We start from the raw sequence: 23,134 nt of genomic DNA on the forward strand, positions 1-23,134 counted from the left end.
AGGAGGTTTATAGCATGACTGCTGTTAGACAGGATGCATGGAGCGCGGAGGATGATTTGATCCTGGCTGATGTTACGCTTCGCCATATCCGGGAAGGAAGCACTCAGCTGGCCGCTTTTGAGGAAGTAGGTGAAAAAATCGGTAGAACTTCGGCCGCGTGCGGTTTTCGCTGGAACAGTTTCGTTCGTAAAAAGTACGATGAAGCGATAGGCATTGCTAAGGCGCAGCGCCAAAAACGAAGCTATTCGAAAAGACATGCTGCAGTTCAGCCTCAAGTTGCAGCATTATCGGTAACGGAGACCGATGAGCTTATGTACAGAACAGAGGGATTCTCTGAGGAAACCTTGTCTATTGACGCTGTGATCCGCTTCTTAAGGCAGTGGAAGGGAATGGTTCAAGAGAATTCTAGACAACTGAAGCTTATCGAGAAGGAACTGCGTGAAAAAGAGGAAGAATTGAACGAGCTTCGATTCGAGAATGATCGCTTATCCAAGCAAGTGAATGAAGTACAAACCGATTATCGGGTAGTTAACGATGATTATAAAGCGCTCATTCAAATTATGGATCGTGCCAGAAGACTCGCCTTTTTATCTGAGGAAGAAGAAGAGAAAACTCGGTTCAAAATGGATGCTAACGGCAACCTAGAGCGAATTGAATAAACTTGGATTTGCTGTAGCAATTCTAGAAATGAGATTGTGGAACTCGGAGCCTGTTTGACTGCGTAATGCGTGGTCAAACAGGCTTTTGTCATATGCTCCTAACTAATATATAGTAAGAGAGAAAGGTTTATTGGAGGTGTACATAATTTGATTATTGATGTCATCGGTGCGGGATCGCTTGGTCTAATGTATGGAGGGGCCCTCATATATGCTGGAGAAGAAGTAAGGTTTTGGACTAGAACAAGTGCACAGGCTGTACAATTACTTGAAACGGGGATGAAGATAAATCAGCCCGATGGACAAGTATGGAGGGTACAAGCGGGAAGTTTTGAAGCGAGAGAAATTGCATCCCTGCCAGAAGTATGGAACAAGAAGCCTGGACATATGATCCTGCTTATGACTAAGCAAGGGGGCCTGCAGGAAACAATGCAGATCCTGACAAAGGTCAGCAAGCTGGATACGGCTTTATTTTGCTTTCAGAATGGAACAGGCCATATCCCTCTCATTGCCAAATCGCTCCCGTCTGCCCGGGTATATGCTGCCATTACAACAGAAGGAGCTAAACGAACGGACAAGGCTGAAGTGACGAGGGCTGGTTACGGAGAGACGCAGATCGGCTGGTCGAATCACCCAGGAATGCCTATCGAATCAGAAGTGGACACGCTAGTCGATAAACTGATGAAAGCAGGATTTGACACACAATCGTCGAATGAAATCGATAGATTGATCTATCGGAAATTAGTCATTAATGCGGTAATTAATCCACTGACCGCTCTTTGGAGAATACCGAATGGGGAATTACTGACAAACCAAGAGAGAAGGGAAGCAATGAAGCAGCTCTACAGTGAGGCTGTGGCTGTCTATGATGCTCATCAGATTGAATATGATACGAATCTATGGGAACAAGTTGTTGCTGTTTGTCAATCGACCTCGAGCAACTGGTCTTCCATGTGTATGGATGTTCTCCATGGCAGGCCGACGGAGATCGCTGCTATAAATGGCAGTATTGTTGCTATGGCCAGAGAGGCGGGAATGCGTGCGGAAGTCCATCAGCTTGTATGTTCACTTATTGAGGGGATGCCACTAGGGGAGGAGTAAAGGAATTGAACGCTATCGGATCATTTCTTATTGTACTTAGCATGCTTCCGTTTTTTCCTTTTTTGATCGTGTACTATGGGATGGTTTATTTCAAGAAGCCGAAGAAGACGGCTCTTCATATGGCAATGGATGTGACGACCATCTTTTTGATTGCAGCAGTTGCTGCTCTTTTTAACAGCACCTTTAATTTGAATTTTGGTGTTTATCTAATCTTGCTGGTGATGCTGATCGCCTTGGGTTTAATTGGAAGTGCACAAACTCGTTTAAAAGGGAAGATTAACTACAGAAGAATGATAAGAGCCGTTTGGCGCATGGCTTTTGTCGTAATGGGATTCAGCTACATAGTACTTTTAGCCTTTGGATTATTCAGCTACATAATAGATTTCATGTAAGAAAACATAACGTAAATTGTGTGCAAATTGTGTCGAATGTGTCGAATGGTGAAAAAAAGTAGTGTTTCAGAAAAAGTTATGTAGATTTTTTTGACCGCTGGTTGTATAATCTATAAACATATATACCACATCATCTTTTTAGGGGGAAATGCTTGATGAAAAGGAAGAGTTTGTTAGTCCTTTTGACGCTAGTTCTTGCATTTGGTTCCGTACTTGCAGCGTGCGGTTCTGACAATAGCAATGAAGGCAGTCAATCTGGTGAAGGTAATGCACCAGCAGAACAGGTTTTGAACATTAATTTGAGTGCTGAACCGCCGACTTTCGACCCGGCACAGGCTCAAGACAGCCAGACTAACACGGTATTGAAGCTTATGTATGAAGGCCTAGTTCGTATGGGCGAAGATGGTAACCCGGTTCCAGGTGTTGCGGAATCTTGGGAAATTTCTGAAGATGGCAAAGAATACGTCTTCACACTTCGTGAAGATGCGAAATGGAGCAATGGCGATGCAGTAACAGCAAACGATTTCGTGTTCGCTTGGAAGCGCGTCCTTGATCCAGCTTCTACACCAGCTCCACCTTATGCTTATCAGCTGTACTACATCGAGAATGCAGAACAATTCAACACTGGCGAGATCACAGATTTCTCCCAAGTCGGCGTTGAAGCAGTAGACGAGAAGACTTTGAAAGTAAAATTGGTTAACCCAACTCCTTACTTCCTGGGTCTGACTTCCTTCTACACTTACTACCCAGTTCATTCCTCTGTTGATGGCAATGACAAATGGGCGACGAACAAAGATTCGATGGTTGTTAACGGACCATTCACACTTACTGAATGGACTACAGGACAAAAGATCCAAGTTACGAAGAATGAACAATACTGGGACAAAGCAAGCATTAACCTTGCTCGCGTAGATATGTCCTTGACAAACAGCGGTGCGACAGAACTTTCTTCTTATAGAAATGGTGAAATCGATTACGCTGGTGCACCTAACGGTGAGATCCCTACGGATCAAATTAAAGGTGTTCAAAGTGAACTTCCTGACGAATTTAATGTAAAAGGTATCGCTAGTACGTACTACTATATGTTTAACGTAACAGCTGAGCCTTTCCAAAATGCTAAAATCCGTAAAGCCTTTGCAATGTCTATCAATCGTCAAGCGATCGTTGACAACGTAACTCTTGGCGGACAGCTGCCAGCATTTGGATTTGTACCTCCAGGTATCAAAGGTGCTTCTGAAGAATTCCGTACTGAAGTTGAAGATGCATACTTTGAGGAGAATGCAGAAGAAGCAAAACGCTTGCTTGAAGAAGGTATGAAGGAAGAGGGCTACACTACACTTCCTAAAGTTACGCTGATCTACAACTCCAGTGAAGCTCACCAAAAATTGGCTGTAGCTGTAGCGGATATGTGGAAAAATGTTCTTGGAGTAGAAGTTGCCACTCAGAACCAAGAGTGGGGTGTGTTCCTTGAAACTCGTAAGAACCTGAACTATCAAGTAGCACGTGCTGGCTGGTCTGCTGACTACAATGATCCGATGACATTCATGGATATGTGGACTACTGGCAATGGTAACAATGATTCCGGTTATGCAAACCCTGAGTACGATGCGCTTATCAAACAAGCCGCTGTAGAGCAAGATACAGCTAAACGTAATGATCTCTTTGCTCAAGCTGAGAAAATGCTCGTTGAAGAGGACATGGTCATTGCACCGTTGTACTACTATACAAATGTTTCTTTAACTAAGCCTTACCTTAAAGGCGTTAGCCTTGATTTCAGTGGAGCCATTGACTTCACTAGAGCTTCTGTTGAGGGTAAGTAAGGATATAACTGTATAGAAGCTTCGGGATATATATGCGGGCTAACCCTTATATATCCCGATTTTTTTGTATGTCGTTCATATTTGGTAAGTAATAGTAAAATTCGCAAATAACTAGAATAGATTTAATTCTCTAGTTTCTATAAAATTGTACTAGTACGACTGTTATTTTAATTTGCGGGGGGTGTCCATGATCATGATAAGATACGTGATCAATAGGCTGATTTTCATGCTGATATCTCTATTTATTCTCATCTCCGCTACGTTCTTCCTGATGAAGGCGATTCCGGGTAACCCGTTTATGAGTGAGAAGGCGACATCACCTGAAATTCAAGCCAGACTTATGGAGCAATATGGTCTCGATAAGCCAGTGTTCGTGCAATATATTGATTATTTAGGAAATATCATTACAGGAGATTTGGGGATCTCCATGAAGCGACTAAATCAAGATGTGGCCGATATTATTGGTCAAACCTTTGGCGTTTCACTCAAGCTTGGACTTGTTGCTATCGTTGTCGCTGTCGTTGTAGGTATTCTGCTTGGAATGGTGGCAGCAATGAACCATCGCAAGCTGATCGACAACGTAGCTATGGTGCTTGCGGTTATTGGAATCGCGGTTCCGAGCTTCGTGCTGGCATCACTCCTGCAATTTTATCTGGCCCAAGAGCTTGGGTTGTTCAAAGTAATGGGGCTTAACGGTCCGCTCGATTATGTTCTGCCGGTTGCGGCGCTCTCAGCCCAGCCTATTGCATATATCGCGCGTTTGACACGCTCCAACATGCTTGAAGTATTGCACGCTGATTATATCAAAACGGCCAAAGCCAAAGGCTTAAACAGCTTCACCATTATGTTCAGACACATTATTCGTAATGCGATCATGCCAGTTGTAACTTATATTGGCCCAATGACGGCTAACGTAGTTACAGGTTCTGTCGTGATCGAGCGCGTATTCGGTATCGGCGGTATCGGTAAGGTATTCGTTGAGAGTATTACGACGCGTGATTATACCATGATTATGGGGATTACCATATTCTATGGCGTTATTCTAATGCTGGCTCGTTTCCTGACGGACATTGCATATGTTCTTATCGATCCACGCATCAAACTTTCGAATGGAAAGGAGGGCTAGGTAGTGTCTGCAAATCAATCTAGCATCGATCCAAACAACACTCAGCTTACACCTGAAGATTTTAGAAGAATCGGGACGGATGAGAAGCAAGCAGAGGTCATTCAGCGTCAAAGTGTGTCGGCTATGCGCGATGCATGGGAGCGGCTTCTTAAAAACAAGCTCGCAATGACCAGCCTAGTCATCCTCGTTGTCATTATTATTATGTCGATTGTTGCACCATTGATGTCCAGCTACGACTATCAAACCAATGATCTGATGAATGCCAATCAGCCTCCTTCCAAAGAGCATTGGTTCGGAACAGACGATCTTGGCCGCGATATGTGGGTACGTACCTGGTCAGGTGCGCAGATCTCGCTCATTATCGGTTTTGCAGCTGCCTTGATTGACCTTTGTATTGGGGTTATCTACGGTGGAATCATGGGCTTCTATGGTGGACGTGTCGGAGAAATCATGAATAAATTCTCTGAAATTCTGTATGCCATTCCTTACCTGCTCGTTACTATTTTGCTGCTGGTCGTATTGGAACCAAGCGTTGCCACGATTATTATAGCCCTATGTATAACCGGCTGGATTAACATGGCCTGGATCGTACGGGGCGAAATTATGCAGCTCAAGAACAGAGAGTTCGTACTTGCTTCCAAATCCATGGGTGCAAACTCGTCTCGCCTTATCTTCAAACACCTGCTGCCCAATGCAGTAGGACCAATCATCGTAACACTGACTCTGTCTGTACCGAGTGCGATCTTCAGTGAGGCGTTCCTCAGCTTCCTTGGTCTGGGTGTACAAGCGCCTAGAGCGTCCCTGGGTTCCATGATCGAGAACGCACTTACAGGATGGATGTATTACCCTTGGCGGATGTTGTTCCCGGCAGGTCTGATCAGCTTAATCATGTTAGCGTTCAACCTCTTCGGTGACGGACTCCGTGACGCACTTGATCCAAAACTGAAAAAATAGGAGGTGGACATAATGGATCCGTTGTTGCAGGTTAAAGATCTTAACGTTTCATTTAAAGTAAGAGACGGCGAGGTAAAGGCCGTACGCGGCATGAATTTTGAAATCGGCAAGGGTGAGACGGTTGCGATTGTCGGTGAATCCGGTAGTGGTAAGAGTGTAACAGCCCAAACCATTATGCGTTTGATTCCTTCTCCACCGTCCATCATTAATAAAGGTGAGATTATTTTCCAAGGACAGGATTTGCTGAAGAAGACCAACAAGCAAATGGAATCCATTCGTGGTAAAGATATCGGCATGATCTTCCAAGATCCGATGACATCCCTGAACCCTACCATCAAGATCGGTAAACAGATTACTGAGGTATTGATTAAGCATCAGAACATGTCCAAAGATGCTGCGGCTAAAGAAGCGGTCAAAATGCTCAAGATGGTCGGCATCAAAAATGCGGAAGAGCGCTTTAATCAATATCCACATGAATTCTCAGGCGGTATGCGTCAGCGTGCGATGATCGCGATTGCACTCGCTTGTAAGCCGGCCCTGCTGATTGCCGATGAGCCGACAACGGCTCTAGACGTAACAATCCAGGCTCAAATTATGGATGTTATGAAGGATATGCAGGAGCAGCTTGGAACTTCAATTATCCTGATCACGCATGACCTTGGCGTAGTAGCCGGTATTGCAGACCGCGTTATCGTTATGTATGCTGGAGAAGTGGTAGAAACAGGTACGAAATACGAGATTTTCAAAAATCCGCAGCATCCATATACAAAAGGTTTGATGCGTTCCATGCCTCGTCTTGATCAGAAGAAGGACGAGCCGCTCATTCCGATCGTAGGTACACCGCCGGATCTGATCAAGCCGCCGCTCGGCTGCCCGTTTGCAGCACGTTGTGATCGTGCAATGAGCATCTGCGAGCGTATTGATCCGGGTGCTACGGTATTCAGCGACACGCATATGGCGCGTTGCTGGGAGCTGCATCCTATGGCGAAGGAGGTACATTCTTCATGAGCAAGAACTTGATTGAGGTTGAAGGTCTTAAGAAATACTTTAATGTAGGGAAGAATCGTACGCTCAAAGCCGTAGATAATCTTAACTTTTATATTCGTGAAGGTGAGACACTCGGAATGGTAGGAGAATCCGGCTGTGGTAAATCTACGGCTGGACGTACAATCCTTCGCTTGTATGAGCCTACAGCAGGCAGTGTGCGCTTTAACGGCACAGATATCTACAAGCTCTCACCAAATAAGATGAAGGCGATGCGCCGGGACATGCAGATGATCTTCCAAGATCCTTATGCATCACTCAATCCGCGCTTCACTGTATCTGATATTATTGGTGAGGCTCTGGATATTCACAAGATGGCTGGAAGCAGCTTGGAGCGCAAGAAACGGATCGAGGAGCTGCTTGATCTCGTTGGTCTGAACGCAGACCATGCGAACCGTTATCCGCATGAATTCTCCGGCGGACAGCGTCAGCGGATCGGGATTGCCCGCGCACTTGCGGTAAATCCTAAATTCATCATTTGTGATGAGCCGATTTCAGCACTTGACGTATCTATTCAAGCGCAGGTAGTTAACCTTCTGAAGGATCTTCAGAATCGTTTGGGCCTGACGTACTTGTTCATTGCCCATGACCTTTCCATGGTTAAGCACATCAGTGACCGGGTTGCTGTTATGTACATGGGTAAAATGGTAGAGCTTGCGGACAGCGAAGAGCTATATGCAAACCCAATCCATCCTTACACCAAAATGCTTCTATCCGCAATTCCGATTCCGGATCCGGACATCGAAGCAAATAAAAAGCGCATTATTATGCCTGAGGACAATTCGGGTCCAATCAGTTCAGGCAATGAAGGAGAGGCAGCGAAGAGTGCCTTTAACCTGGATAATGCGAAGCTGATCGAAGTATCCAAAGGCCATTTTGTGGCTGAGCCATACGCTTGATCTAAAAAAATATGTAGTTTAGTGCCGCCGATGTGATCATCGGCGGTTTTTTGATTCAGAATCAAATTCACGTTAGAGGTGTAGTGTAATTCATACCAGAATGAATTCCACCACCTAGAGGTGTAATGTAATTCATACTAAGTATATAATTATTACTTTGACGGAATATAAACCATTCGGTACAATCGAATAAGGCTTTAAATGAATAGGAGGATGACCTCATGAATCTAATTCCTGAGGCGCTGCGTAGTGGATCACCTCTGGCGGAACATTATTTGCGTTACGATGAAGCCGTGCATCATTTGTACGAGTATAATTTTCGCGACGTTTCCAGCTACATAGCGCGTGCCGAGTGGCTTGATCGAACCGGAGACACACGAGTAGACCGACAGGCAATTGTTAATTGCCTGCGTATATATAATGAAAGTCGAAATCCGCACCCTGCAGTGAAGGCATCTCTCACCCGGCTGGCACAGGAGAATGCTTTGGTCGTAACCGGCGGACAGCAGAGTGGATTGTTCACCGGGTCTTTGCTTGTCATATACAAGGCAGCAACGATTATTAAAGAGGCCAAGATGGCAGAAGAGAAGCTTGGACGTCCTGTCGTGCCCATATTCTGGATTGCCGGCGAGGACCACGATTGGGATGAGGTAGATCATACTTACTTGATGAGTTCAGATCTCTCGGTAACCAAAGTCAAAATGCCCGGCAAATATGAAGGGCGTTCTTCCGTGAGCGATGTTGCCGTAGAGAAGGAGCACTGGATTGCCGCTATTCAGGAGCTGGAAGAGCTGCTGCCTGATTCGGAGAACAAACCGGAACTCATCGCTTCTATTAAAGAAGCAGTTCAGGACGAATATACTAGCTTGAGTGATGTGTTTGCCAAATTGCTCGGGCAATTATTCGGTTCGTATGGACTTGTACTTATGGACTCGGCAGATCCAGAGCTAAGAAAGCTCGAAGTGCCTGTATTCGAACGTATTATCGAAGATAACGACATGCTTGAGCAGTGTTACCACGAGTCTTCCGGCCGGGTTGTAACCAGCGGCTTCACAATGCAGGCTGATGTTGCCTCCGGAGGAGCAAATTTATTTTATATCCATGAGGGCTCGAGATTGCTGCTATTCAAGGAAGACGGTAGATTTGTTGATCGCAAAGGGTATGTCTCTTTTTCCAAAACAGAGCTGCTTGAAATTCTTCATCAGCATCCGGAGCGATTCAGCAACAATGTTCTGACCCGGCCCCTAATGCAGGATTCATTATTCCCGGTGCTGTCTACGATACTTGGACATGCCGAGATTGCTTACTGGGCGCTGACCAAAGATGCCTTTCACCGAATGGGCCTTCGTATGCCAATACTTATGCCGCGTTTGTCATATACGATTTTGGATCATCATATACAGAAGCTGATGGATAAATACGATTTGAATTTTGCAGATATCCAGTTCACTTTTGATGAGAAGAAAGAAGCCTGGCTGCTCAGCTTGGATGAATTTGATGTTAACGGACAGTTTGAGGATCTAAAGACTTCTTTCCGCAAGCTGTATGCGCCTTTAATTGAACAGCTCGGTCAGCTGGAGTCGGGACTTGGACGACTGGGATTAACCAACAGCGAGAAAATAGAAGAGCAGATTGAATATATGCAAAAGAGAACGAAGCAGGCCATTGCACAGCGACATGATGCTTCACTTAAGCAATGGGATTGTATAGAAAGATCACTGTTCCCTTCAAAACGACCGCAGGAAAGAGTCTACAATGCTTACTATTACCTTAACCGGTATGGAACGGGCTGGTTGAAGGAATTAATGGAGGTTCCTGCTGATATGAGCGGTAACCATCATATTTTGTATATATAATTGGAGGAACAAGATGAGCACGGATGTGATTAAGAACAGTATCGTTGCAGATATGAACCTGGCCCCTGAAGGACATCTGAAGATTGATTGGGTGGAGGCTCATATGCCGGTATTGAACCGGGTGCGTAAGGAGTTTGAAGCAGATCTGCCCTTTAAGGGACTTAAAGTGACGATTTGCCTTCACTTAGAAGCTAAAACAGCGTATCTTGCGAAGGTTATACAGGCGGGCGGTGCTGAAGTAACGATTACGGGAAGCAATCCACTGTCTACTCAGGATGATGTATGTGCAGCATTGGTGGAGGACGGTATCACGGTGTTTGCCAAATATAATCCTGATCCGGTGGAATATAAGAATTTGATCCTGAAATCACTGGAGACGAAGCCTGACTTCATTATTGATGATGGTGGAGATCTTGTAACCATTCTGCATTCCGAGCGTCCGGATCTGCTGGAGACGATTCGCGGGGGAGCAGAAGAAACGACAACGGGTATTATTAAGCTGAAAGCCCTCGAAAAACAGAAGGTGTTAAACTTGCCGATGGTGGCTGTAAATGACGCATATTGCAAACACTTATTCGACAATCGTTATGGGACAGGGCAATCTGCCTTTGATGGAATAATCCGGACTACAAATCTTGTCGTTGCCGGAAGTACTGTCGTAGTCGTCGGATATGGCTGGTGCGGTAAGGGCGTTGCGATGCGTGCCAAGGGACTTGGTGCGAATGTTATCGTAACTGAAGTGGATGCCATCAAGGCTGTTGAAGCTCATATGGATGGATTCCGTGTCATGCCGATGGTCGAGGCAGCTAAGCTGGGTGATTTCTTCATCACGGTAACCGGAAACAAGGCTGTTATTACAGGTGAGCATTTTGATGTCATGAAGGATGGTGCCGTGCTGGCGAATGCGGGACATTTTGATGTGGAAGTGAGCATACCTGAGCTGAAGAAGCGTTCTACATCAGTACGGACGGTGCGGAAAAACATTGAGGAATACCAGTTTGCAGATGGGCGCAAAATGTATCTGTTAGCAGAAGGACGTCTCGTGAACCTGGCTGCGGCAGATGGGCATCCGGCTGAGATCATGGACACGACTTTTGCCCTACAAGCACTGGGGCTCCGGTATGTAAGGGAAAATTATGAAACTCTCGAACCGGCAGTAATTAACGTCCCTTATGAGATTGATGAGAAGGTAGCCAGGTACAAGCTGGAGAGCCTGAACATCGAGCTAGACACATTGACCGATGAACAAGTTCAATACTTGGACAGCTGGAACGTCTAACCTATGAAATGCTGAGCTGGGAATGCTTGGTACATGAAATATGGAATTGGAACGCCAAAGAGTGATGCTTATAAAAGCCGTATCCGGCTTTTGGCATCGCTCTTTTTTGCTATGAGCGAACCTGATTTTTCAACCTGAGTCAAGGTAGCTTTCTAACATCTCTTCCAAAAAGTTTCATATGCAGAGAAGGGTTTTGATTTTTCAAAGCGAATCAATTATGCTTAAGTGGTGGAAAGTGGAGCAAAGTGGTGAGCAGGAGCTAAGGAGTGGTAGACAATGTTTATGGGGGAGTTCCAGCATAGCATTGACGATAAAGGCCGAATGATTATTCCGGCCAAATTCCGTGACGCTCTCGGCCCGAGCTTTGTTGTCACTCGCGGATTGGACCAGTGTTTGTTCGTATATCCAATGAATGAATGGTCCATTCTGGAGCAGAAGCTGAAGGCTCTGCCGCTAATGAAATCCGATGCGCGTGCTTTTACCCGGTTTTTTTTCTCAGGAGCGACTGAATGCGAGCTTGATAAACAGGGCAGGGTAAATTTACCGATGAATTTACGCGATTACGCCAAGATGGACAAGGAATGCGTCGTACTCGGTGTATCCAATCGGGTAGAGATCTGGAGCAAAGGCATATGGGAACAATATTACAGCCAATCTGAAGAAACGTTTAACGACATTGCCGAAAAGCTGGTCGATTTCAATTTTGAGTTTTAGGATTTATGAACAATCCGTAATTACAAAAATGTCTGGAGGACAAACAAGTGTTTCACCACATTACCGTACTCAAAGAAGAAGCAACCGAAGGCCTTAACATCAAGCAGGACGGGATTTACGTGGACTGCACATTAGGCGGGGCAGGACATAGCTCGCTGATTGCCTCACGACTGGGACCCGAGGGACGACTGATCGCCTTCGATCAGGATGACTGGGCACTTGAAAATGCAAAAGAAAGACTCGGAGAATTTGGGTCCAAGGTTACACTTGTTAAGACCAATTTCAGAGACCTCACTGCGGTATTAAGTGAACTGGATGTTCCGATGACTGAAGGAATTCCTCAAGTCGATGGCATTCTGTACGATCTGGGAGTATCTTCTCCACAGTTTGATGAAGGCGAGCGGGGATTCAGCTACAATCACGATGCGCCGCTTGATATGCGTATGGATCAGTCAGGTGATCTAACAGCAAGAGACATTATAAACGAGTGGTCTGAAGAAGAAATTGCTCGAATTTTGTATGTTTATGGCGAAGAAAAGTTTTCAAGACGGATTTCAAGGGTAATAGTTGAAAAAAGGCAATCTGCAGCTATTGAAACTACGGGCGAATTAGTCGATATCATTAAAGAAGGTATTCCGGCAGCTGCCAGAAGAACGGGCGGACATCCTGCCAAACGGAGCTTCCAAGCTTTGCGAATCGCCGTGAATGATGAGCTCGGTGCGTTTGAGGAGGCTTTGCATCAAGCAGTTCGCTGCTTGAAACCAGGCGGCAGAGTATCTGTTATTACGTTTCATTCCCTGGAAGACAGGATATGCAAACAGATTTTTAGCAGTTATTTGGAGAAATGTACATGCCCACCTGACTTCCCGTTATGTGTATGCGGCGGTAAAGGGACGCTCAAGCTCGTTAATCGCAAGCCGATTGTGCCGAGCGAGGCGGAACTTGCGCAGAACCCCAGAGCGCGTTCAGCTAAGCTGCGTGTAGCGGAGAAATTGTAATTAGAAACGTAAGGAGAGTCGAATATGGCCTATACACGTGGCAACCTGGCAGTTAAGGAAAGAGTGCAGGAGCAGCAAGCACAGCCCCAGCGGTATAAAGAGACGACAAAAGTCGTTACTCGAAGGACAGGTCTGCCGACAAGAGAGAAGCTGCTGTATCTGATATCTGTGATCGTATGTGTCGTTGTTGTCAGTGTTATGGTTGGCAGATACGTGAACATCTATGACCTCAACAAGCAGACGCATACTGTCGAACAAGCAACGGTATTAGCCAATAAAGAAATTGCTGTTCTGGACGTTCATAAGGAGAAGCTGGAGAACGAGATCGTAGCGAAAGCGCGCGAGCTTGGTTACGTGGAGCAAACTTCGGATCGTGACGTGATTCGAGTGCCGAGAACTGCAGTTAGTCCGACTTCATCTGAACAAGGCTCTTCAGACGGCAAGTAAGAAATGTGAGGTTTTGGACTATGGGGAAAATCAATAAAAGAATAAAACTTCGCACGTTACTCATTGGAGGGATCATCACCCTCTTTTTTCTTGTACTTATGGGCAGAGTCTTCTGGATCCAAGTGGTCAACGCAGGCGTCTGGCAGGACTATGCCGCTCAATTGATAGAGAATTCCAAGACGATCCCGGCAAAGAGGGGGACAATTACAGACCGCAATGACAATGTTCTGGCCACGGATGCGCCTGCCTATACAGTAGCGGTAAATCCGGAGCTCATTCATGAGAAGGAGATTGAAGACGTAGTCGTCGAGGGTCTTCATGAATTGCTGGGCAAGGATGAAGCAGGGCTGAGGGAGGATATCACGGCTACAAGAGAAAACGGCAGCCTCAGGCCGCATAGAGAAGTACGCAGCGAGGGTTATAAGATTGATCAGGAGTTAAGAGATAAGGTCGAAGAATTTCGAGATGAGCTGGACAAGGAATACGGTGCGAAGAATGCCATCGTATTAATGGATGAGTCCAAGCGCTTCTATCCTAGAGATAATTTGGCATCCCATGTGCTTGGTTACTTGAATAAAGAGGGAGACCCGGTTTATGGGCTTGAGCTGTACTACGATGAAGAGCTCAAAGGAACCGATGGCAAGCTTCTATATCAGAAGGATGGTATAGGTCTTGAGCTGACGAACTCGGACAGTGCCTATACAGCACCGCAGAATGGTAAAAAGTTAAAGCTGACCATTGATGATACGATACAGTACTACATCGAGGAAGCGATGAAGGAAGCTTATGATAAATATGATCCGATCAGTATGACCGTCATTGCAGCCGATCCGAATACGATGGAGATTCTGGGCATGGCAAATCTGCCGAATTATAATCCGAACTCCTATTGGGAAACACCAGACAATTATTACAATCATGCGATTCAATCCATCTATGAGCCGGGATCTACGTTTAAGATCGTGACACTGGCTGCTGCGGTTGAGGAGAAATTGTTTAATCCGAATGCGACCTTTGAATCAGGTAGTATTCAGGTTGGCGGCAGAAATATTAGTGATATTAGTCGCAATTGGGGGACAATCAGTTACTTAGAGGGTGTAAAACGCTCCAGTAACGTCGCCTTTGTCAACCTTGGTTACAAAATGCTCGGTGGAGAGAAGCTTCGCGATTATATTGATAAATTTGGTTTTGGTGTGAAGACCGGCATTGATCTTCCAACGGAGTCCGCTTCGCCGATCAGAGAGCTGGTATATGCTGCAGATATTGCGGCTGCTTCCTATGGTCATGGCCTTGTACAGGTAACCCCTATTCAGCAGGTAGCTGCTGTTTCGGCTATAGCTAATGGTGGTAAGCTGCTTGAGCCGCATCTGGTGAAAGAAATATCAGATCCAAACAACGGTGAGGCAGAGTCAATTCAGCCAAAAGAAATACGTCAGGTGATATCACCGGAAACAGCAAGAACGGTCGGTAGTTACTTGGAGCAGGTTGTTGCCGATCAGGATCATGGATCAGGCCGTTATGCCTACATTGATGGCTACCGTGTAGCCGGCAAAACAGGGACAGCGATTAAATACATTAACGGAGAATACGATCATACGAAGTCCGTCGTTTCCTTTATCGGCTACGCACCTGTGGATGATCCTAAAATCGCAATGCTGGTTATGATTGACGAACCTAACGATCCAAACCTGGGAGGCGGTTCAGGAGCGGCTCCAATATTCAAAGAAATCATGTCTAAATCACTCACTTATCTCGGTGTTCCGAAGGAAGCTGTAACCAGCGAGGATGGAGCAGAGAGCACACAGCAGCTGGTACGCAAAAAAGCGCCTGATCTGGTGGGCAAATCCGGTAAGGATGCTCGGGCACAGCTCTTGGAAGAGGGGATTGCCTATGAGACGCTCGGCAAGGGGAGCAAAGTGATCCAGCAGTATCCAAAGGCGGGAGCCGAGCTTACTGCTGGACAGCGAATCTACCTGCTTACTGAGCAGAGCGACACCATGGAAATTCCGGATTTGACAGGCGAATCTTTACGTGATGCGCTGGAAGTCCTAACCTTGCTTAAGGTGGGAGTCAGAGTTGAGGGTGAAGGTTATGTCACCAAGCAAAAAGTGGAAGTGACAGGAGAAAATCGTACGGCAGTACTTACACTGCAGACAGCGAAGGATGCTGTAACTGGTGAATCCACGGAGGGATCAGCAGATGAGGAAGGAAGCGCAGCCGATGAACAGGCGGCTGATCCCGATAACTCAGAGCCTGACAATTCCGATGCCGAAGATGCGGATACATCGAACACAGCTGCAGGCAGTCCAGAAGAATGAGACGGTAACGTAATAGAGTAAAGCTTGTTCTATTCCCTGGTTGTCCCGAATATTCATGATTAAGCATGTCATTGTGAATACGAAAGACAAGTAGGGGGGAGATACATATGGCCAAAGTATCCAGCGTGACGCTTCGCCGCCGCTTGCTGTGGTGCATGCTGATACTGCTCATTCTTTTTGCGGCGCTTGCAATTCGTCTAGCTTATGTGCAGCTTGCCAAAGGACCGGAATTGGCGGAGGAAGCCGAGAATCTGTGGCGGAGACAAATTCCATATACTGCTAAGCGTGGAGAAATTCTTGACCGTAACGGCACAGCACTTGCTTATAATATTACGACACCGACCGTTATGGCTATTCCGGTTCAGGTGAAGGAAAAGGAAAAAACGGCTGAAGCCCTAGCGCCGCTTCTTGGGATGACGCAGGAGAAGGTGCTCGGCATCATTTCCAAGACCGAAAGAATAGTCGAGATAAAGCCCGGTGGCCGAAAAATTACGATGGAGAAAGCACAGGAAATTCGTGATTTGGAGCTTCCGGGCATTGTTGTTGCTGAGGACAATAAGCGGTTTTATCCATACGGTGATTTGGCGGCACATATTCTCGGGTTCACAGGAATTGATAATCAAGGGTTAACCGGGATTGAGAAGAAGTACGATGATAACCTTAAGGGCATCGGAGGAGGAATTGAATATTTGTCGGATGCAGCAGGCAGGCTGATGCCAGGATCATCCGATGAATATGTCGCACCAAAGGACGGGCTCAACCTTCAGCTGACTATTGATCAGCCGATCCAATCCATTATCGAACGTGAGCTGGATCAGGCGATGGTCAAATTTGAGGCGAATTCTGCCCTTGCGATTGCCATGAATCCGAAGACCGGAGAAATTCTTGGCATGTCGAGTCGTCCAAGCTATGAGCCGGGTAATTATCAGGAATATCCTGCAGAAATATATAACCGAAATTTACCTGTATGGATGACCTATGAGCCGGGTTCTACCTTCAAGATTATTACCCTCGCTGCTGCACTGGAAGAGAAGAAGGTGGATCTTGTTAACGATCATTTCTTCGATCCAGGCTACGTTGAGGTTGGCGGAGCCCGACTTCGCTGCTGGAAAAAGGGCGGACACGGCAGCCAGACCTTTTTACAGGTTGTGGAAAACTCATGTAATCCGGGGTTTGTTGCTTTAGGGAACAAGCTTGGCAAAGAGACGCTTTTCGAGTATATTAAAAACTTCGGTTTCGGTGCAAAGACAGGAATAGACCTGAGTGGAGAAGCTTCTGGAATACTATTCAAGCTATCCCAGGTTGGACCTGTCGAGCTTGCGACGACTGCCTTTGGTCAGGGTGTTTCAGTAACTCCGATTCAGCAGATCACCGCAGTCTCTGCTGCGATCAACGGCGGGAAATTATACAAACCGTTTGTTGCCAAAGCATGGGTCGATCCCGTCACGGGCGAAGTTGTTGATGAAACCGAGCCGGAGATGGTAAGACAGGTGATCTCGGAGGAGACGTCCAAACAGGTTCGTGAAGCGCTCGAAAGTGTGGTTGCGAAGGGGACCGGACGCCCTGCCTTTATCGACGGTTATCGAGTTGGAGGCAAGACAGGTACTGCTCAGAAAGTCATTAACGGTCGTTATTCAACAACCGAACATATCGTTTCATTTATCGGTTTTGCACCAGCGGATGATCCTCAGATTGTGGTATATACCGCGGTAGACAATCCGAAGGGGATTCAATTCGGGGGCGTAGTTGCAGCTCCGATCGTCCAGAACATATTAGAGGATTCATTACATTATTTGCAGGTTCCGCAGCGGAAGGATCAGCTTGAGAAGAATTACAAGTATGGGGAAACACCGATTGTAACCGTACCAGACCTTACAGGAGCAACGGTACAGGATCTGTATGAAGATCTGAATATGAACTTTATGCTCGTCAAATCAGGAACTGGTAATACGGTCATCAGTCAGGCACCAAAACCAGGAGCCAGGGTCGAAAGAGGCTCGACCATACGAATTTATATGGGAAGTCATCCGGAAGATGCTCACGAGCATGACACCAATACATCCTCTGGCAATGAAAAAGAAGGAAGTTGATGTTTTTACTTCGCTTCCTATGGACCATAATGCTAGGTAACGGATACAATAGGGAAGGATGACGTTTTAATTTAGGGAAAGAAGGAATACATGTGCTTTTAAAACAATTTGCTTCCTTGCTGCAGACAAGTAAAGTCACAGGCAACGGGGATACGGAGATTACAGGAATACAAACAGATTCTAGAAAAGTAACTGCAGGAGATCTGTTTATTTGTCTGCCTGGTCACACGGTGGATGGGCATGATTACGCTCAGACAGCGGTGGATCAAGGGGCTGCTGCGCTTGTTGTTGAACGGGAGCTCGAGGCTCGTGTTCCCCAAATTATAGTAAATAGCAGCCGTTTAGCGATGGCCGTTTTTTCTAATCATTTCTTTGAATCGCCAAGCCAGCGCTTGAACATGATCGGGGTAACCGGTACGAATGGCAAGACGACAACGTCTTATCTCATTGAGAAAATACTAAACGATGCAGGTCAAAGTACAGGTCTCATCGGTACAATACAAATGCGGTACGCAGGCAAAGAGTTCCCTATGTCAGGAACGACACCGGAGGCACTGGAATTGCAGCGCAGCCTGCATCATATGGTGCAGGAAGGGGTCGAGAACTGTGTCATGGAGGTCTCCTCACATGCGCTGGAACAGGGACGTGTTAAAGGGACCGACTTCCGTACGGCGGTGTTCACGAATCTTACACAGGACCATCTGGATTACCATCTCACGATGGAATCCTATCGAAGTGCCAAAGGTCTGTTGTTTGCTAGAATGGGCAACGCGTATACAGAGGAGCTCTCGAAACGTAAATATGCAGTCTTGAATGCCGATGATGAGGCATCCAAGTATTTTGCCAGCCTGACAGCAGCGGAAGTCGTGACTTACGGTATTGATACAGAAGCGGATGTGAAAGCGTCCAATATCAGGATTACAGCACAAGGTACATTCTTCCATGTAGATACATTTAAAGGCAGCGCTGATATTGAGCTCCGCATGGTAGGTAAATTCAATGTATACAATGCGCTGGCCGCAGCCACGGCTGCACTACTGGAGGGGATTTCCCTCGAAGCCATTAAGCAGAGTCTTGAATCCATTCCTGGCGTGGACGGGCGGGTTGAAGCCGTTGCCTGCGGTCAGGACTTTGCCGTAATCGTTGACTATGCCCATACACCAGACGGACTCGAAAATGTGCTTCGAACGGTTAATGAATTCGCGGAGCGCAGGGTACTCTGTGTCTTTGGCTGCGGGGGAGACCGCGACCGCACTAAGCGTCCCATTATGGGGCAGATTGCTGCTAAATACAGTGACAAGGTATTTATTACGTCCGATAATCCCCGTACAGAGAATCCGGATGCCATTCTTGAAGATATTAAACAGGGACTTGTCGATATGGGGACCGAGCCTGACAAATACGAACTTATCGTGGATCGGAAGGCGGCAATTCATCGTGCTATTGAGCAGGCAAGCTCTGGCGATGTAGTATTGATTGCGGGTAAGGGTCATGAGACGTATCAAATTCTTGGTACGACAAAAACAGATTTTGATGATCGTCTTGTAGCGAAAGAAGCGATAAGGGGCATAGCAAAGTGATAAAAAGAACGTTATATCAAATTGCACAGATGTGCGGCGGCACACTCTTGAGAGATCAAGACAGTGAATTAAATATAAATGGTGTGTATACAGATTCACGCAAGACTGTTGAAGGACGGCTGTTTGTCCCTTTGGCTGGTGAGCGTTTTGATGGACATGAATATGCTGCAGAGTGTCTGGCTGCCGGTGCAGCCGGTATTATGTGGCAGAACGATCATGGCACACCTCCCGTAGGACCGGTTATTCTCGTAGAGGACACCCTTCTGGCATTGCAGGAGTTATCTGCGGCTTATTTAAGGGAGAGTGGAGCATCCGTAGTAGCCATTACGGGAAGCAATGGCAAGACAACGACCAAGGATATGGTGTATTCGCTGTTATCCACTACCTTTAAGGTGCATAAGACGCAGGGGAATTTCAACAATCATATAGGTCTGCCGTTAACGATCCTTGATATGCCTCAAGATACGCAGATTGCGATTCTGGAGATGGGCATGAGCGGCCGGCATGAAATTGAGCGACTGGCGGAAATTGCACGTCCTGATGTTGCTGTCATTACGAACATTGGAGAAGCTCATTTGCTGCAGCTCGGTTCCAGAGAGGAAATTGCACGTGCCAAGCTCGAAATCGTAAGCGGGCTGAAGAACGACGGCCTGCTCATCTACAATGGTGATGATTCACTAGCAGATCGTGTTCTTGCCGAGCCGTCTACGAAGAAGCCGAAGGAGTTCAAACGATTTACCTTTGGAATGAATCAGACCAATAATGATTTCCCGACGGGAATTACGAATCATGCGGGCGGGATGATCTTTACTTCGGTTTCCTTGGGCGAAGAGGCAATGCAAATTCCTCTTATTGGCCAGCACAATGTGATTAACTCACTCGCTGCGCTTGCCGTCGCAAGACATTACGGTGTATCCCATGATGACATGCACAAAGGCTTGGCTGAAGTGAAGCTGACGGGAATGCGCATCGAAGTTATGAAGGGCGTCAGTGGAATTACGGTGCTGAATGATGCATACAATGCGAGTCCGACTGCGATGAAGGCAGCGGTTGATGCCCTGAGCGGTCTTGCAGGCTATGAACGCAAAGCGGCAGTCCTTGGAGATATGCTGGAGCTTGGACCAAGAGAAGAAGAGCTTCATGAGGAGATTGGACACTATCTGACACCGGCCAAGCTTGATCTGGTATTCACATATGGTTCCTTGTCTTCGAACATCGCAAAAGGCGCGTTACGGAATATGCCGAGCCATGCGGTGCATGCTTTTGAGGATAAGGCTGCTTTAATTGCCCATTTGAAGGCAAAAATGACACCTAGGGATGTTGTTCTTGTCAAGGCTTCCAGGGGCATGAAGCTGGAGGAAGTTGCTAACGCACTAATCAATGAACCATTACAGATCGAAGTTGACTAGAGAGGTGTTATCATGGATTTTCAATTAATGCTGCTAACGATCGGTGTGTCATTCATCCTGGCGGTGATTGCCGCACCGATTCTGATACCACTCCTGCGCCGCATGAAATTCGGGCAGCAGGTAAGAGAAGATGGACCTCAGAGCCATCTTAAGAAATCGGGAACGCCGACGATGGGCGGTGTCGTCATCGTGCTTGCCTTTACGCTTGCCTTCCTAAAGTTTGCACCTGCGAAGAACACGGATTTTTATGTGCTGATCGTGGCAACTTTAGGGTTTGGCCTGATCGGTTTCCTGGACGACTATATTAAAATTGTGTTTAAACGTTCGCTGGGGCTTACCGCAAGGCAGAAGCTGTTTGGCCAGCTGCTATTTGCGGCGATTATGTGCTTCTTGCTTATACAGAATGGTCACAGTACAGAGATTGCCTTGCCTGGAACATCATGGGCATTCGACCTTGGTCCGTGGTTCTACTATCCGTTCATTGTTATCATGATGCTTGCTATAAGTAATGCAGTGAATTTCACGGATGGTCTGGACGGACTATTGTCCGGCGTAAGTGCCATAGCTTTTGGTGCATTTGCCATTGTAGCGATGCAGGCTACTTCACTACCGGCTGCCGTTTGCGCAGCAGCGATGATTGGAGCCGTACTTGGATTCCTTGTCTACAATGCGCACCCAGCCAAAGTATTTATGGGGGATACCGGCTCGCTTGCGATCGGGGGAGCCATCGGAGCTATTGCCATCGTCACAAAGACAGAGCTCTTATTCCTCGTGATCGGCGGTATCTTCGTCATTGAGATGCTGTCTGTCGTTATTCAGGTCGTATCTTTCAAGACAAGAGGCAAACGTGTGTTTAAAATGAGCCCGATTCATCACCATTTTGAATTGTCGGGATGGTCTGAATGGCGTGTAGTAATTACTTTTTGGGCCGTAGGACTGCTGCTCGCTGGTCTCGGACTTTATATCAACAAGGGGTTGTAATTCATGAAGCATCCGGAGAGTTATAAAGGAATGGACGTCGTTGTTCTTGGCCTGGCCAAGAGCGGCGTACAGGTGGCTAAGGTGCTGCATCAGGCTGGTGCCCATGTTATCGTTAACGATCAAAAGGACAGAGCACAGTGTCCCGAAGCATCCGAACTGGAGGCTTTGGGAATTTCTGTTATATGCGGAGGGCATCCGGATGATCTGATTCATCCTGGAGTGCAGCTTCTGGTCAAGAACCCGGGGATCCCATATAAGATTGCGCCGATTCAAAAAGCGCTGGAGCTGGGCATCGAAGTCGTCACTGAGGTTGAAGTGGCTTATCATATTTGCAAAGCTCCCATCATTGGAATTACAGGCTCTAATGGTAAAACAACAACAACAACCTGGGTAGGTCTTTTGCTCGAGAATGCAGGCTTGTCGCCGATTGTGGCGGGCAATATTGGTACTCCGTTATCCGAGGCAGCACAGGCGGCCAAAAAAGAGGATATCATGGTCGTGGAGCTTAGCAGCTTCCAGCTCAAGGGAACGACGGATTTTCGTCCTGCCGTCAGCTGCCTGCTGAACGTTTCGGAGACGCATCTTGATTACCACGGCGGGATGGAGGACTATATTACTTCCAAAGCCAAACTGTTTAACAATCAAACACCAGAGGATTATGCGGTTATCAACTGGGATGATCCCGTATGCAGACAGCTTGTGCCCTACATCGAAGGGAGAATCCTGCCATTCTCACTGACAGAAACACTGCAAGTCGGTGTATACGCAGACCCTCCCTACATACCGGATGTTGAAGATGATATTGAGAGAACCATCATGTACCGTGATTTTGATGGTGGAATCCATCCGATTATTTCTGTTGATGAGATCAAACTGCCGGGCCGTTTCAACGTTGCCAATGCACTGGCCGCTTGTGCTATAGCCATCGCAGCGGGTGCGGCTCCTACAGCACTATCTGCTCCTCTCTCAACTTTCCGCGGTGTGGAGCACCGAATGGAATATGTACAGAATCATGCAGGTGCAGATTACTATAACAATTCCAAGGCGACGAATGCGAAGGCAACACTTAATGCGCTTACCTCTTTCAAAGAGCCCATCGTGCTGATTGCAGGTGGCCTTGACCGTGGATCCGATTATATGGATATGCTGGAAGTGTTCAAAGAGAGAGTGAAGGCTGTCGTTTTGCTGGGGCAAACGAAGGAGAAGCTGGCTGAAGTTGCGAAACTTGCCGGTCTAAAGGATATTCGGATTGTCGATAATGGGGAGGATGCCGCCGCAGCGCTTGTCGAAGCGGTTAAAAATGCTTCCGAGCTGGCACAATCAGGTGATGTTGTTTTATTGTCGCCTGCATGCGCGAGCTGGGATATGTTTAGCTCCTATGAAGAGCGTGGACGCATTTTTAAAGAGGCGGTGCATAATCTGTAAGTAGGGGGGTGGATAAGCCCCTACTACTTATGTAAGAGGTGGCCT

At 46.8% G+C, this 23,134-nt stretch carries 19 protein-coding genes; all 19 read left to right on the plus strand.

Features of this window, described 5'->3' with window-relative positions; genetic code table 11:
- Nucleotides 1-14: 14 nt before the first annotated feature.
- The 19 genes from TCA2_RS06860 (at nt 15) to murD (ending at nt 23,089) form a co-directional block, all read left to right on the plus strand.
- On the plus strand, nt 15-659 hold the full coding sequence (locus TCA2_RS06860; protein ID WP_047910853.1) for an RsfA family transcriptional regulator: 645 nt from the start codon (nt 15-17) through the stop codon (nt 657-659).
- A gap of 147 nt (nt 660-806) precedes the next feature.
- A complete protein-coding gene (locus tag TCA2_RS06865; protein WP_052511806.1) occupies nt 807-1,757 on the plus strand; it encodes a ketopantoate reductase family protein in 951 nt (316 codons plus the stop codon).
- A gap of 5 nt (nt 1,758-1,762) precedes the next feature.
- Nucleotides 1,763-2,149 carry a DUF3397 domain-containing protein gene (locus tag TCA2_RS06870; protein ID WP_238546315.1) on the plus strand — a complete coding sequence of 129 codons (387 nt, stop codon included), beginning with the start codon at nt 1,763-1,765 and terminating at the stop codon, nt 2,147-2,149.
- Between the two features lie 155 nt (nt 2,150-2,304).
- On the plus strand, nt 2,305-3,969 hold the full coding sequence (locus TCA2_RS06875; RefSeq protein WP_047910854.1) for a peptide ABC transporter substrate-binding protein: 1,665 nt from the start codon (nt 2,305-2,307) through the stop codon (nt 3,967-3,969).
- 193 nt (nt 3,970-4,162) lie between these two features.
- Complete coding sequence (locus tag TCA2_RS06880) at nt 4,163-5,095, plus strand: ABC transporter permease (protein ID WP_047911217.1); 933 nt, start codon at nt 4,163-4,165, stop codon at nt 5,093-5,095.
- A 3-nt stretch (nt 5,096-5,098) separates the two neighbouring features.
- Complete coding sequence (locus tag TCA2_RS06885; protein WP_047910855.1) at nt 5,099-6,049, plus strand: ABC transporter permease; 951 nt, start codon at nt 5,099-5,101, stop codon at nt 6,047-6,049.
- Between the two features lie 12 nt (nt 6,050-6,061).
- Complete coding sequence (locus tag TCA2_RS06890; protein ID WP_047910856.1) at nt 6,062-7,057, plus strand: ABC transporter ATP-binding protein; 996 nt, start codon at nt 6,062-6,064, stop codon at nt 7,055-7,057.
- Nucleotides 7,054-7,992, plus strand: a complete 939-nt coding sequence (locus tag TCA2_RS06895; protein WP_047910857.1) for an ABC transporter ATP-binding protein — start codon at nt 7,054-7,056, stop codon at nt 7,990-7,992. Before TCA2_RS06890 ends, TCA2_RS06895 begins: the two co-directional genes overlap by 4 nt.
- Before the next feature lie 221 nt (nt 7,993-8,213).
- A complete protein-coding gene (gene bshC, locus TCA2_RS06900; protein WP_047910858.1) occupies nt 8,214-9,848 on the plus strand; it encodes a bacillithiol biosynthesis cysteine-adding enzyme BshC in 1,635 nt (544 codons plus the stop codon).
- Nucleotides 9,849-9,861: 13 nt separating this feature from the next.
- On the plus strand, nt 9,862-11,127 hold the full coding sequence (locus tag TCA2_RS06905; protein ID WP_047910859.1) for an adenosylhomocysteinase: 1,266 nt from the start codon (nt 9,862-9,864) through the stop codon (nt 11,125-11,127).
- Nucleotides 11,128-11,403: 276 nt separating this feature from the next.
- Complete coding sequence (gene mraZ / locus TCA2_RS06910; RefSeq protein WP_047910860.1) at nt 11,404-11,841, plus strand: division/cell wall cluster transcriptional repressor MraZ; 438 nt, start codon at nt 11,404-11,406, stop codon at nt 11,839-11,841.
- Between the two features lie 47 nt (nt 11,842-11,888).
- Nucleotides 11,889-12,839 (plus strand): 16S rRNA (cytosine(1402)-N(4))-methyltransferase RsmH, encoded by a 951-nt coding sequence (gene rsmH / locus TCA2_RS06915; RefSeq protein ID WP_047910861.1) that lies wholly within the window; start codon nt 11,889-11,891, stop codon nt 12,837-12,839.
- Nucleotides 12,840-12,863: 24 nt separating this feature from the next.
- A complete protein-coding gene (locus tag TCA2_RS06920; protein ID WP_047910862.1) occupies nt 12,864-13,286 on the plus strand; it encodes a hypothetical protein in 423 nt (140 codons plus the stop codon).
- Between the two features lie 29 nt (nt 13,287-13,315).
- Nucleotides 13,316-15,604, plus strand: a complete 2,289-nt coding sequence (locus TCA2_RS06925) for a penicillin-binding transpeptidase domain-containing protein (protein ID WP_047911218.1) — start codon at nt 13,316-13,318, stop codon at nt 15,602-15,604.
- A gap of 107 nt (nt 15,605-15,711) precedes the next feature.
- Nucleotides 15,712-17,694: a stage V sporulation protein D gene (locus TCA2_RS06930; protein WP_047910863.1), complete on the plus strand. Its 1,983-nt coding sequence runs from the start codon at nt 15,712-15,714 to the stop codon at nt 17,692-17,694.
- Between the two features lie 92 nt (nt 17,695-17,786).
- Nucleotides 17,787-19,274, plus strand: a complete 1,488-nt coding sequence (locus TCA2_RS06935; protein WP_047910864.1) for a UDP-N-acetylmuramoyl-L-alanyl-D-glutamate--2,6-diaminopimelate ligase — start codon at nt 17,787-17,789, stop codon at nt 19,272-19,274.
- Complete coding sequence (gene murF / locus TCA2_RS06940; RefSeq protein WP_047911219.1) at nt 19,274-20,683, plus strand: UDP-N-acetylmuramoyl-tripeptide--D-alanyl-D-alanine ligase; 1,410 nt, start codon at nt 19,274-19,276, stop codon at nt 20,681-20,683. Before TCA2_RS06935 ends, murF begins: the two co-directional genes overlap by 1 nt.
- A gap of 12 nt (nt 20,684-20,695) precedes the next feature.
- On the plus strand, nt 20,696-21,664 hold the full coding sequence (gene mraY / locus TCA2_RS06945; protein WP_047910865.1) for a phospho-N-acetylmuramoyl-pentapeptide-transferase: 969 nt from the start codon (nt 20,696-20,698) through the stop codon (nt 21,662-21,664).
- A 3-nt stretch (nt 21,665-21,667) separates the two neighbouring features.
- Nucleotides 21,668-23,089 (plus strand): UDP-N-acetylmuramoyl-L-alanine--D-glutamate ligase, encoded by a 1,422-nt coding sequence (gene murD / locus TCA2_RS06950; RefSeq protein ID WP_047910866.1) that lies wholly within the window; start codon nt 21,668-21,670, stop codon nt 23,087-23,089.
- Nucleotides 23,090-23,134: the final 45 nt, after the last annotated feature.

The sequence above is a fragment of the Paenibacillus sp. TCA20 genome (assembly GCF_000732325.1).
Classification (GTDB): Bacteria; Bacillota; Bacilli; order Paenibacillales; family Paenibacillaceae; genus Paenibacillus; species Paenibacillus urinalis.